Origin of the sequence: Pseudomonas sp. S3E17, from assembly GCF_024168685.1 — a bacterium.
Taxonomy (GTDB): domain Bacteria; phylum Pseudomonadota; class Gammaproteobacteria; order Pseudomonadales; family Pseudomonadaceae; genus Aquipseudomonas; species Aquipseudomonas marginalis.
The window spans coordinates 3,509,489-3,521,898 of the sequence record NZ_JALJWE010000001.1 but is presented as its reverse complement, the minus strand read 5'-3'; the positions used below and the strand labels follow the sequence as shown (position 1 = coordinate 3,521,898).

At 60.2% G+C, this 12,410-nt stretch carries 7 protein-coding genes; 3 read left to right on the top strand and 4 right to left on the bottom strand.

Features of this window, described 5'->3' with window-relative positions:
* The first annotated feature begins 32 nt into the window (after window positions 1–32).
* Complete coding sequence (gene guaB, locus J3D60_RS15670; protein ID WP_010207937.1) at window positions 33–1,502, top strand: IMP dehydrogenase; 1,470 nt, start codon at window positions 33–35, stop codon at window positions 1,500–1,502.
* Between the two features lie 81 nt (window positions 1,503–1,583).
* Window positions 1,584–3,161 (top strand): glutamine-hydrolyzing GMP synthase, encoded by a 1,578-nt coding sequence (gene guaA / locus J3D60_RS15665; protein WP_027605430.1) that lies wholly within the window; start codon window positions 1,584–1,586, stop codon window positions 3,159–3,161.
* 156 nt (window positions 3,162–3,317) lie between these two features.
* On the opposite strand, the gene J3D60_RS15660 is transcribed toward guaA, so the two are convergent.
* The 4 genes from J3D60_RS15660 to treR form a co-directional block, all read right to left on the bottom strand.
* Window positions 3,318–5,621 (bottom strand): autotransporter outer membrane beta-barrel domain-containing protein, encoded by a 2,304-nt coding sequence (locus J3D60_RS15660; protein WP_253491943.1) that lies wholly within the window; start codon window positions 5,619–5,621, stop codon window positions 3,318–3,320.
* 269 nt (window positions 5,622–5,890) lie between these two features.
* Complete coding sequence (locus tag J3D60_RS15655) at window positions 5,891–6,730, bottom strand: alpha/beta hydrolase (RefSeq protein WP_141696517.1); 840 nt, start codon at window positions 6,728–6,730, stop codon at window positions 5,891–5,893.
* A 155-nt stretch (window positions 6,731–6,885) separates the two neighbouring features.
* The gene (locus tag J3D60_RS15650) at window positions 6,886–9,945 is read right to left on the bottom strand and encodes a membrane-targeted effector domain-containing toxin (RefSeq protein WP_253491941.1); all 3,060 of its coding nucleotides are present in this window, start codon (window positions 9,943–9,945) and stop codon (window positions 6,886–6,888) included.
* A gap of 65 nt (window positions 9,946–10,010) precedes the next feature.
* Window positions 10,011–10,715 (bottom strand): trehalose operon repressor, encoded by a 705-nt coding sequence (gene treR / locus J3D60_RS15645; protein ID WP_027605432.1) that lies wholly within the window; start codon window positions 10,713–10,715, stop codon window positions 10,011–10,013.
* A 239-nt stretch (window positions 10,716–10,954) separates the two neighbouring features.
* Between treR and treP the strand changes: the two genes are divergently transcribed.
* Complete coding sequence (gene treP / locus J3D60_RS15640) at window positions 10,955–12,397, top strand: PTS system trehalose-specific EIIBC component (RefSeq protein WP_115487235.1); 1,443 nt, start codon at window positions 10,955–10,957, stop codon at window positions 12,395–12,397.
* Window positions 12,398–12,410: the final 13 nt, after the last annotated feature.

The following is a 12,410-nucleotide window of genomic DNA, read 5'->3' as shown; positions in this document are numbered from 1 at the left end:
CGCTTCCATTTTCCCGCTCGGGAGCCCCCGCGATGCTGCGTATCAGCCAAGAAGCTCTGACATTCGACGACATTCTCCTAGTGCCCGGTTATTCCGAGGTGCTTCCTAACGAAGTCAGTCTCAAGACCCGCCTAACCCGTGGCATCGAGCTGAATATTCCCCTGGTTTCCGCTGCCATGGACACCGTCACCGAAGCCCGTTTGGCAATCGCCATGGCCCAGGAAGGCGGCATCGGCATCATCCACAAGAACATGACCATCGAGCAGCAAGCTGCCGAAGTGCGCAAGGTCAAGCGTTACGAAGCCGGTGTGGTGAAGGATCCGATCACCATCGAAGCCGACGCTACCGTGCGTGACCTGTTCGACCTGACTCGCCTGCACAACATCTCCGGCGTTCCGGTACTGCACGATGGCGACCTGGTCGGCATCGTCACTTCCCGTGACGTGCGTTTCGAGAACCGTCTTGAAGTCACCGTCCGCGAAGTGATGACGCCTAAAGAGCGCCTCGTGACTGTCAAGGAAGGTGCCGACAAGAACGACGTGCGCGAACTGCTGCACAAGCACCGTATCGAGCGCGTGCTGATCGTCGACGACAAATTCGCCCTCAAGGGCATGATGACCGTCAACGACATCGAAAAAGCCAAGGCTTACCCGCTGGCCAGCAAGGATGACCAAGGTCGTCTGCGCGTCGGCGCTGCGGTCGGTACCGGCAAAGACACCGGTGATCGCGTTTCGGCCCTGGTGGCGGCCGGTGTTGACGTGGTGGTGGTCGATACCGCCCACGGTCACTCCAAAGGCGTGATCGACCGCGTTCGCTGGGTCAAGCAGAACTTCCCTGAGGTGCAGGTGATCGGCGGCAACATTGCCACCGGCGCTGCCGCCAAGGCCCTGGCCGAAGCCGGTGCCGATGCGGTCAAGGTCGGTATCGGCCCTGGCTCGATCTGCACCACGCGTATCGTTGCCGGTGTGGGCGTGCCGCAAATCAGCGCCATCGCCAATGTCGCCGCTGCCCTTGAAGGCACTGGCGTACCGCTGATCGCCGACGGCGGCATCCGTTTCTCCGGTGACCTGTCCAAGGCCATCGTTGCCGGTGCTTCCTGCGTGATGATGGGCTCGATGTTCGCCGGTACCGAAGAAGCGCCGGGCGAGATCGAACTGTTCCAGGGCCGTTCCTACAAGGCTTACCGCGGCATGGGTTCGCTGGGCGCCATGTCCCAGGCGCAAGGCTCTTCCGACCGTTACTTCCAGGACTCTTCGGCAGGCGCCGAGAAGCTCGTACCGGAAGGCATCGAAGGCCGTGTGCCGTACAAGGGCACCCTGAGCGCCATCATCCATCAACTGATGGGCGGCCTGCGTTCCTCGATGGGCTACACCGGCAGCGCCGACATCGAAGAAATGCGCACCAAGCCAGAGTTCGTACGGATCACCGGCGCCGGCATGGCTGAATCCCATGTCCACGACGTGCAGATCACCAAGGAAGCGCCAAACTACCGCGTAGGTTGAGGCTTCCAGCAAAACGTTAAGTAACCGGGGCTGTTCTTTCAGCCCCGAGTTGTTTCTGATTCATTAGACGAGACTGACTTCATGGCCCTCGACATTCACGCCCACCGCATCCTGATCCTCGACTTCGGTTCCCAGTACACCCAGCTGATCGCCCGCCGCGTGCGTGAAATCGGCGTGTACTGCGAACTGCACCCGTTCGACATGGATGACGAAGCGATTCGCGAATTCGCACCGAAAGGCGTCATCCTCGCCGGTGGCCCCGAGTCCGTGCACGAAGCCAACAGCCCGCGTTGCCCGCAAGCCGTGTTCGACCTGGGTGTTCCTGTCTTTGGTATCTGCTACGGCATGCAGACCATGGCCGAGCAACTGGGCGGCAAGGTTGAAGGTTCCGAGCTGCGTGAATTCGGTTATGCCCGTGTCGACGTGGTCGGCAAGAGCCGCCTGCTGGACGGCATCGAAGACCACATCGACGCCGACGGCCTGTTCGGCCTCGACGTGTGGATGAGCCACGGTGACAAGGTCACCAGGATGCCGGAAGACTTCCACATCCTGGCCAGCACCCCGAGCTGCCCGATCGCCGGCATGTTCAGCGACGAGCGTCGCTACTACGGCGTGCAGTTCCACCCGGAAGTGACCCACACCAAGCAAGGCGGGCGCATCCTGTCGCGCTTCATTCTCGACATCTGCGAGTGTGAAGCCCTGTGGACCCCGTCGAAAATCGCTGAAGACGCGATCGCCAACGTACGCGCCCAGGTCGGTACCGACAACGTGCTGCTCGGTCTGTCCGGCGGCGTTGACTCCTCCGTGGTCGCTGCGCTGCTGCACAAGGCCATCGGCGACCAACTGACCTGCGTGTTCGTTGACAACGGCCTGCTGCGCCTGCACGAAGGCGAGCAGGTAATGGCCATGTTCGCCGAGAACATGGGCGTCAAGGTGATCCGCGCCAACGCCGAAGAGCAGTTCTTGAACAACCTGGCCGGCGAGTCCGACCCGGAGAAGAAGCGCAAGATCATCGGTCGCACCTTCATCGACGTGTTCGATGCCCAGTCCAACAAGCTGGACAACATCAAGTACCTGGCCCAGGGCACCATCTACCCCGACGTGATCGAGTCGGCCGGCGCCAAGAGCGGCAAGGCCCACGTGATCAAGTCCCACCACAACGTGGGTGGCCTGCCTGAGGAAATGAACCTCAAGCTGGTAGAACCGCTGCGCGAACTGTTCAAGGACGAAGTCCGTCGTCTGGGCCTGGAACTCGGCCTGCCGTACGACATGGTCTACCGCCACCCATTCCCAGGCCCGGGCCTGGGCGTGCGCATCCTCGGTGAAGTGAAGAAGGAATACGCCGACCTGCTGCGTCGTGCCGACCACATCTTCATCGAAGAACTGCGCAAGGCCGACTGGTACCACAAGGTCAGCCAGGCGTTCGTGGTGTTCCAGCCGGTTAAGTCCGTAGGCGTTGTAGGCGATGGCCGTCGTTACGCCTGGGTCGTGGCCCTGCGTGCGGTAGAAACCATCGACTTCATGACCGCCCGTTGGGCACACCTGCCGTACGAACTGCTGGAAACCGTCAGCGGCCGTATCATCAATGAGATCGAAGGTATTTCGCGCGTTACTTATGACGTGTCGAGCAAGCCGCCGGCGACGATTGAGTGGGAGTAAGGCTGATCCGCAACCACCTGATTCATAGGTAAAAAACCAGGTGGCTGCGATTTTCCCACGTCATCAATGGCTCGGTTCATGGTGCGTGGTGCGGGTCTCGTCTGAAACAACAAAGCCCGCATTGGCGGGCTTTGTTGTTTCAGACGAACACGTTAATCAGAAATCGTAACGCACGTTCGCAGTGAAGGTGTCGGCGTCGAAACCGCTGCTGGTCAGGTAGTTGTACATCCCTCCCACGCTCCACGCGCCCACGCGGTAGTTCGCGCCCAGTCCCAGCTCGTAGCTGTCGCGTGCGGGTGTCGCGCCGGTGGTGGTGAACGGGGTACCGCCGAGCACGAAGGTGGAGGTGGTACCGGCCTTGTCGCCGATGAAATCGTGCCAGGCCATCAGCTTGGCTTCCGGTTCCAGGCTGCCCACGCCTACGTCAAAAGCGGCCGCCAGGCGAGCGCCCAGGCCCATTTCGCCGATTTCATAACGCTGGCTGCCGACGTTGAGGGCGGCTGAGCTGCCTTTTTCACGGTACGAATCAATCGATACGTTGGCATAGCGCGCACCGACCTGTGGTTCCAGCAGCCACTGCTTGTCGAGCTGGAACGTGTAGCCTGCCAGTGCGTTGACGCCGAAGATCTCACTGTCGTAGTCGGCCTTGGCGCGGGTGCCGGCGATGTAGCGTTTAGACTCGTTGTCGTTCCAGCCATACATCAGCGAGGTGTCGACGAAGAAGTTGTCACGGGCCCAGTTGCCATACAGGGTCAGTGCATGGCCGCTGACGTCGGTTTTGTTGCCCAGGTCGGATTTGACGTCGCTGGTCAGGTAGCTGTAAGCCAAGCCCACGGTGGTATCGGTGTTGAGTTTGCCGTCGGCACCCACGGCGATGCCGTTGGTGTTGGCGTCGTAGCCGTCGACACCGTGGCGGCTGTCCTGGTTGGCATCGCTGGACAGCGCTTGCAGCCATACGCCTTGTTCTGCCAGGACGTCACCGGAGGACAGGCCGCTACGTGCTTTGCTGGCGCGGCGGTTGATGGCACTTGCGACCAGGTTCTGGCTGTTGGTGGCGGCGTTGATCGCCCCACGGCTGACGTCCGGGGCCAGGGTTTCGGCAAGCTTGGCCAGCTCTTCACTGGTGGCGGCGCTGGCGAAACGCTGGAATACCGGGTCGCTTTCGTCCATCTGGCCCAGGGCCGTGTTCTTGAGCGGCGTGATGGCGTTCACCGCATTGCGCGAACCACGGGCACCCAGCAGGTCTTGTGTGATCACCTCATCACTGCGGGTGGCAACCAGTGCTTTCACGTCCTGGCCTTCGATGCCGAAGTTCCTCACTTCAAGCAGCGCTGAGGAGGAAACCACGGACAGGTTCTGCGGGTCTTCCCAAGTGCCAGAGTTAATGAGGGTGTAGCGGGTGCCCTGGGCCGACGTGCGGAAGTCGTCGGAGCGAGCCTGCAGTTCGACCTGGCTGCCTGGAGAGAAGAAGGTATTGCCGGTGACTTTCAGGATCGGCGTGTTGGGCTGCGTGTTGTTATCCAGCAGCAGGCGCAGGCGCGCAGTGTCGCTGTCCATGTCGAGGTCGCCCACAATCGTGGTCTGCGGGCGAAGGAGAGTCAGGCGGCCACCGTCGATATCGACGTAACCGGCGCGGATGGTCGAGCCATCGAACATCGCGTCCCCTCGCACCAGCACACCACTCAGGCCCAGCAGGTCACCCTTGACCTGACCACCCTGCCAGTAGAAATACGAAGGGGAGGTATTGTCGTCCGCCAGAATGGCTGCGGTGCCGCCTTCGATGAGGCCACCTGTCTGCCTGATGGAGAGGGTGTCGAAACCGCCGGAGGTGTCGAGGCTGCGAAAGCGGATGCCGACCCCGTCAGCGGAGATAGTCCCGCTGTTGTTGATATCACTCTTGAAGGGAGCGCCTGCCATCTGACCGGTAAAGCGTGCTTTCTCGATGTCGATACCCACAGAGTCGATGCCACGCGCGGTGATAGTGCCCGAGTTATTGATGCGCGCCTGGGTAGAGGTGATCAGCATGCCTTCGGCATTTGCGCCAGTCACAGTGATGTTGCCGTTGTTGTTCACTTCACCAGCGATCTTTGCCAGATACAGGTCCAGCCCGACGACGGCGTTGCCGCTCACCGTAATGTCGCCATTATTTACCAAGTCGCCACCGACGTTGGAATTGAGGGTCATGGCGATACCGGACGGGAAGTCGGTGGGGGTCGCAGCCGTCAGGTTGATTTTGCCCTGGTTGACCAAGTTACCCGCCAGGGTCACATTCATCAGATTTACACCTGCGTTTTGCGACGTCCCGGTGAAGGTGGCGTTATTGAAAACCTCATCGGAGTTGCTGTACGCCCCTGTACTCAGGTCGTAGTTGAGGTCGGGTGCGGCTGCGGCATGGACCGTGGCAGTGGCAGCCGCGACGGACAGCGCCAACAACGAGCGGCGCAGGTGGGAAATGTTCAAGGCAGTATCCTTACAGGGCAAAAACTGACAGGGAATAACGCACGCGTCAGCGTCAGTTTTTAGGCATCCCTGCCAGCTTGTCAGTGAGTGCTGATTCAAGCGCGCTCGAATTTACATGATCCCTGTAGGACAATTCATCATAAAAATAATTAATGCCGAACAAAAAGCTAAAAAATGCGACGTCCCAGTTGTTTTTTGAAGTTTTACGGGAACATTCAGCAATAATCGGAACGTTAGAGTCGCTATTGCAGTCCCGGGCGGGTCAGGCACTAGGGGGAAGGGGATTCGGATGTTTTTAAACGGACCTTCCCGTCCTCAATCTGAGGATTCTCATGTGCCAACGGAGTTTTGACCCATTGGCTCCAAGTTGCTTCCCACCCACTGTCGTGGTTTGCTCCTGGTACAGGAACGTATTGGGAGAGGGGGGAGTCAAGCGCCTGTTGGTACTTATCAGCTAGCTTACCGGGAATGATCAGGTCAGCTTCTCCGATGAAATGACGCTGGGGTAATAAGGCGAGTCGATCACGGTAGTCCAGCGGATCCAGTGAACCGTCGAGCGGCGACAGCCCTTTCATCGTCGCCCACAGGCGTGGACTGAGATTGCCAGCAAGGGTCTGCACCTGGGTAACATCATTGCGCTGCGCCGCTAACAATAATGCGAGAGCGGCACCACCTGAATACCCCACCAGTTCGAACTCACTATTGCCATATCGCTGTTTTAGTTGGTCCAACGCCTGGCTGAGGCGGGTGACCACTTCCTGGGAAAATCGTCGGTTGGTCCAGAGTGCTGGCTGACAGGCTGCGGTCATGACGAACTGGCAGGGGCGTGCCAGGTACGCATTCGGTGTCGGATCATCGACTGCCAGCCGTGGCACTAACAGATTGTGCGGGCTCGGATCCAGGCTGGGTTGAGTGGCCGTCGCCCAGGAATGGCCATCGCCTTCCAGGTAAACACGCAGGCGAGTCATCTTTTCTGCCGTGCGCGGCGCAAGTATGAAGAGGGGGAAGGCGTGTCCCGGCAGGACTTCCAATTGTCGTCCATGCTCTTCAGCCAGTTGTTGCAGTGCCTCGCGCGGCGATTGGCAGGCGATGAGAAGCGCGCTGACCATCACCATCCAGGCTTTATAAAGGCAGGCCAATGTCCGACGACAGGGAAAGTGTTTATTCATGGGAAAGGCAAAGTCTGAGTCTGATGGCGGGGGCATCGACACCCTCCGCTAGAGTGAGTAAAAAACCTGGCCTCGGCCAGGTTTTTTATTACCTGTCAGGCAGGAAGCCGACTTTGCAGACTCATGCCCATATTGGTGAGGGCGCTGGACAGCTGTTCCAGCGTGGGGAACCGTATGTCATGCACGCCTGCCCAGGCCGGGCGGTCAATGTAAAAGCTGCCGTCGGCCAGCCGATTGATGGGGGTCGCAACGATGCCCCTGTCTCTGCTGTGGTGCCGCAGGGTGTAGTTGCCCTGGTTTTCGTCGATCAGGTACATGCCCTTGCGAAACAGCAGCCTCTGCTGTTGCTCCAATGTCCGGTGCACCGGCGGCGCTTCCACTTGTACGCGCAGGTCGGCATGCAAGGTGTCGAAGCTGTCACCGATGCTTTCATGACTGGGGGCGCTGTCGCGATCAATGGCGATGCCGGGGTCGATACGCACCTCGTTGCCTTGCCCCGGAAAGACCTCTTCTATACGCAGACCGATACCTCCTTCCAGTTCACTGAGACCGGCGAATCCATTGAAGGTGTTGATGTTTCTGGCGCCGGTCAGTACCAGCCATTTACCGCCGCCGTTCAGCGCTCTGTCGGCTTGAACAAGGATGTGGGCGAGGTAATTGCTCATCACCTGCTCTGAAAGATCGGCGATAGGGGTGGGGTATTTGTAATGGGCTGCGCAGTCGATAGCCTGCACGCGTATGCCATTGGCCCTGGCGGTCTTGACCAGTTCCAGTTCGTTGAACCGCCCGGATGGATCGGTGCCCAGCTTGCCAAGGTAGCTTTCCAGGTCCTCCGGCATCTCGCCGGTCTGGAAGTAGTGGTTCAGATCATCCTGGGCGAAGTCGTTGAGCAGGCGCCGCACATACAAGGTTTTCACGCCCTTGCGCGCGAAGAGCGGCATGTTGCTGATCACCAGGCGGGTGCTGGTGATGCGGTCCAGGGTTTCGCCGATGACGTAGCCCGGTAGGTCTTCGGGCAGGCGTTCGAGGACTTCTTCGAAGGCCGTTGTCGGTTCAAAGGCGGGGATGTCCGGACGAGGTGGCAGGCGGGTCCAGGACAGTTCCTTGTAGAAGTCTTGTGCTGATTGCAGCAGTTTGCGCTGAGTTTCGCCGAAGTAGTAGGTGAAGCGGTCAATGCGGCCGAAGCGGCTGTGAACATGGGTTTCAGTGAGGCCCATTGCCCAGCGTTTCACTTCCGGGCGGGTGGATGGCGGGGTATCGAAGGGGCTGGTCACCCTGCGCAGCGAGTGGGGTGGCGTGGTCATCGCTTGTGGCGGTGGCGGAACCTGCGAGGGGGCCAGCCTCCGGGCGCTTTTGCTGGAGTTTCCCCCGCCGCCTTTCAAACCGTTGCCGTGGGGCACAGGTTCCCATTCGTTGAGTTCGTTCAGGCGCACCGGCAGCGCGCCGGAAAAGCCATGGGGGTTGTTCGGGTCGACAATCGCCCAATGCCCACGACCGTTGGGGTCGGCTTCGTAGCGCACGTAATAGGCTTGGTCGTTCATCAGGATGGCTTGCTGAGGCATGCCGTCGGAGGTCCGCAGGCTATAGACCTGCTGGAACTTTCCGGGGGCGGTATCCAGGTGTTCTCCTTCCAGTATCAGGTTGGCCTGGTAGGTGGCGGGTACCACAGGCTCAGGCACCGGCGGTGCGCTGGCGGGCGCTGTGGGCGGCGTCAGCTCAATGGGCTCCGTTGCGAGGGTATCGGCTGCTTCGGTGATATCGGGCACGACCCCGTCGGCTTTCAACAGTGCCAGGTTAAACAGCGTATCGATGGCACTGAATACCGCGCCCAGCTCCCCGGCGTGGCGTTCGGCCGGGGTCTTGCCGTTGATGGCCTGGTCGATGTTCAGGCCAAGATTTGCCGCACTGGCCCCCACCACCACCAACGCTACCGGCCAGCCGACCACGGCCATCGGGCCGAAGGTTTTGCCAAAGGCGTTCAGGTAGCCGATCCAGAGTTTCTTGCGCAGGTCGCCATTGCTGCGCAGGGAAAAATCCGCGTCATTGCGCATGCGCGTCTGACTCGATTGCGCCAGCCAGGTAAAGGCATCGTCCTCGATGGTCTGGTCGGCTTGATTGATCAGGCGGTGGTCCCAGGTGCCCCAGTCGACAAACAACTGGTCGAGTTGGTGGGACAGGCCCTTGTCCACCCAGTCCGGCGGCAGGGTACCCGCCAGGGCCTGGGCGGTGCGATAGATCAGCACGGGGGTGAGCAGCATCTGTTTCCACGTCACGGCATCGGTGTCGTCCTGCTGCACCTGGGCCGACAGTGGAAAGTGAGCCATGAAGCGTGCGCGATTATCCGGGTGGCTGGTCTGGTTCAGCAGCCAGAAATGCAGGTCAGCTGCGGTCTCGAAACAGTGGAAGGCCTGGGACTCACCCGGAACGTAGAGAATTTGCCGGCCATCGCCGTCGACGATGCGCAGGATATCCGTAGCGGTATGTCCACCAATATCCAGCGCCGCCACACGCAGCCCGCTGGCTGAAGTGGCCTTGGCTTGCAGGTTGGACAGGGTTGGGGGCCAGCACAGATTGCTGGCCAGGGCTCGAATCACCGTCTGCAACTGCGACTTGCTGAGATGCCCGGCCTGTCGTGCTTGCAGGGCCTCGGCCAGGCAGTTGACCTTGGCCAGGGTGCGAAAATCATCGAAGTGAGTGCGCCAGAATGCATCCATGCGCGTGGTGTAGCGATCGCTGAAATTGATCGCCCAGAAGTCCTTGAGCACCGCGCTGGCGGACAGCGGCACTTCGTTATGCTGATCGAATAACCGCGCTTCGGCACCTTCGCGATAAAAGCCACCATCACCGTCGAGCAGGTCGGCATTGTCCTGGTCATGGACCTCGAAGCGGTGAATGACCAACTGCGTCAGCGTCATCGACGCCTGGGGTTTTTCGTTGTGGCTCCAGCCCGTAAACGTCGCCGGGTCACCGACGCCGCCGTTGAAGCGGTGCCAGTACACGTGATCGGGATCCAGGTTCGCCAGATCGTATTTTGCGAGAATCTCGCGGGCGGCCTCGATGGCCATCCTCTGCATGTTCGGGCACGCATCCAGCACGATGGGCGCCAGGGCCCTGAGTTGTTGCTGAGCGGCGGGGGAGGTGTCGGCAAGCGGCATGCTGCTCTCCTTAAGGGGGAAGAGCCGAGCATGCCAAGCCGTTTAGACGGGCGTTGGGTAGATAGTTAGCGCCTGGCGATATCGGAGAAGTAAAACTTATCCAACGTATGCCGCGACTCGGTGTACTCGAACTGCCGCCCGTCCTGCAAAAACGTCTGGTTGCTCACCACGATCACATGGCTCTGACCTTCGAGGTCCAGGTGCGTCTGGTCGTCCTTGCTGCGGGGCAGGGCTTCGATGGTGCGCTGGGCGTAGCTGATCTGCAGTTGCAAGGTCTGCTCGATGAAGGCGTAGATCGACTGTTCGGCAATCGCCTGGTCCAGGCCGGGGATCAGATCGGCGACGAAGTGGTTGATGTCGAGGATCACCCGTTTGCCGCCGATGCGCCGTACCCGTTTGATGCGTGTGATGAGGCTGCCGGGTTCGGCCTCGATGTGTTGCAACAGCGGGCCTTCCAGGGGGAGCTGGGTGAATTCGACCACTTCGGTGCGTACGTCATCGCCCAGGTCGGCGTGGGTTTCGTGGAAGCTGACGATGCCGCCGAGTTGGAACTCAATCGGGTTGGGCGAGAGCACGAAGGTGCCCTTGCCGTGGATCTTTTGCGCAAACCCTCGCTCCTGCAACTGCTCGATGGCGCGACGCACGGTGCCTCGGCTGGCCTGGTAGCTGTCCATCAATTCGGTTTCGGAGGGCAGGCGCGTGCCGCGTTGCAGGCGTTCGGTGGTGATGCTGGCAAGCAGATCGGTATAGATCTGGTTGTATTTGCTCATGGATAGGGCTCTGTGCCGCGTTGGCGTTCAAGGCAGGAACCTTAGAGGCAGAGCGGCGGTTTGTCCATTAGACCCAAGGATTTCTGCGGCTTGCAGCGCAGCGGTGTCCTGTAGGGAATAAACAAAATCAAACTCGTACAGACGAGTTGTTGCTTTAACTCGTCTGTACGAGTACTTTTGCCTTCGGCGTGCTGCCAATGACTGCCCCCCAAATAAAAAAATCAAAGTGGAAACCAAGCATGAGCCACGACTATTCCAACATTGCCCGCGAGATCCTCGAGCACCTCGGGGGCAGCGACAACCTTGAGCAAGCTGCCCACTGCGTGACCCGCCTGCGCCTGGCGCTCAAGGACCCGAGCCTGGTCAACAACAGCGCGTTGAACCAGGTCGATCTGGTCAAGGGCTCGTTCTTCACCGGCGGTTTGTTCCAGGTGGTGATCGGCCCCGGCGAAGTGGAAAAGGTCTACGCCGCCCTGCGCGAACAGACCGGCCTCGCTGCCGCCACCATCGCCGATGTGAAGAAGAAGGGCGCCGACAAGACCAACGCCATGCAGCGCCTGGTGCGGGTGTTCTCCGATGTGTTCATGCCGATCCTGCCCGCGTTGATCATCGCCGGCCTGTTGATGGGCGTGAACAACCTGATGGGCGCCAAGGGCATGTTCATCGAGGGCCAGACGCTGCTGGAGGCGTATCCGAACCTGGATGGCTTGTGGAGCCTGATCAACCTGATGGCCAACACCTCGTTTGTGTTCCTGCCGGCGTTGGTGGGCTGGTCGGCGGCCAAGCGTTTTGGCGGCAGTGAAATCCTCGGCATCGTGCTCGGCCTGATGCTGGTGCATCCCGATCTGCTCAACGCCTGGAACTACGGCAAGGCGGTCGCCGGGCTCGACGGCCAGAGCCTGCCTTACTTCGATATTTTCGGTTGGTTCAAGATCGAGAAAGTCGGCTACCAGGGGCAGATCCTGCCGATCCTGATGGCGGCGTATGTCATGAGTGTCATCGAGAAATGGCTGCGCGCTCGCGTGCCCAACGCCATTCAATTGCTGGTCGTGCCAATCACCACCATCGTCGTCACCGGCGTGCTGGCGTTGGCGATCATCGGCCCGGTGACCCGTCACCTCGGCATCCTGATCACCGAAGGCGTGGTCACCCTGTTTGACCTGGCACCGATGGTTGGCGGAGCGATTTTCGGCCTGCTGTATGCGCCGCTGGTGATCACCGGCATGCACCACATGTTCCTCGCCGTGGACCTGCAACTGATTTCTACCCAGGGCGGCACCTTTATCTGGCCGATGATCGTGATGTCCAACCTGGCCCAGGGCAGCGCCGCGCTCGCGGTGTTCTACACCACCCGCAATGCGCGGGATAAAAGCATGGCTTCGACCTCGGCGATTTCCGCCTACTTCGGCATCACGGAACCGGCGATGTTCGGGGTGAACCTGCGCTTCAAGTTTCCGTTTTACGCGGCCCTGGTGGGCTCGGCGCTGGGCAGCATTTTCCTGTCGCTGAACAAGGTGCAGGCCTCGGCCATCGGCGTCGGTGGTTTACCTGGGTTTATCTCGATCGTGCCGCAATCCATCGCGATGTTTGTGATCGGGATGGTCATCGCGATGGTCGTGCCGTTTGCATTGACCTGTGCGTTGAGCATGAAGATTGTTCGGCCGGGTTATCGCGTCGCCTGATCAATCGCCATCA

Coding starts and splice junctions, on each gene's coding strand:
- guaB (WP_010207937.1), top strand. CDS start 33: ATGCTGCGTATCAGCCAAGAAGCTCTGACATTCGACGACATTCTCCTA.
- guaA (WP_027605430.1), top strand. CDS start 1,584: ATGGCCCTCGACATTCACGCCCACCGCATCCTGATCCTCGACTTCGGT.
- J3D60_RS15655 (WP_141696517.1), bottom strand. CDS start 6,730: ATGGTCAGCGCGCTTCTCATCGCCTGCCAATCGCCGCGCGAGGCACTG.
- J3D60_RS15650 (WP_253491941.1), bottom strand. CDS start 9,945: ATGCCGCTTGCCGACACCTCCCCCGCCGCTCAGCAACAACTCAGGGCC.
- treR (WP_027605432.1), bottom strand. CDS start 10,715: ATGAGCAAATACAACCAGATCTATACCGATCTGCTTGCCAGCATCACC.
- treP (WP_115487235.1), top strand. CDS start 10,955: ATGAGCCACGACTATTCCAACATTGCCCGCGAGATCCTCGAGCACCTC.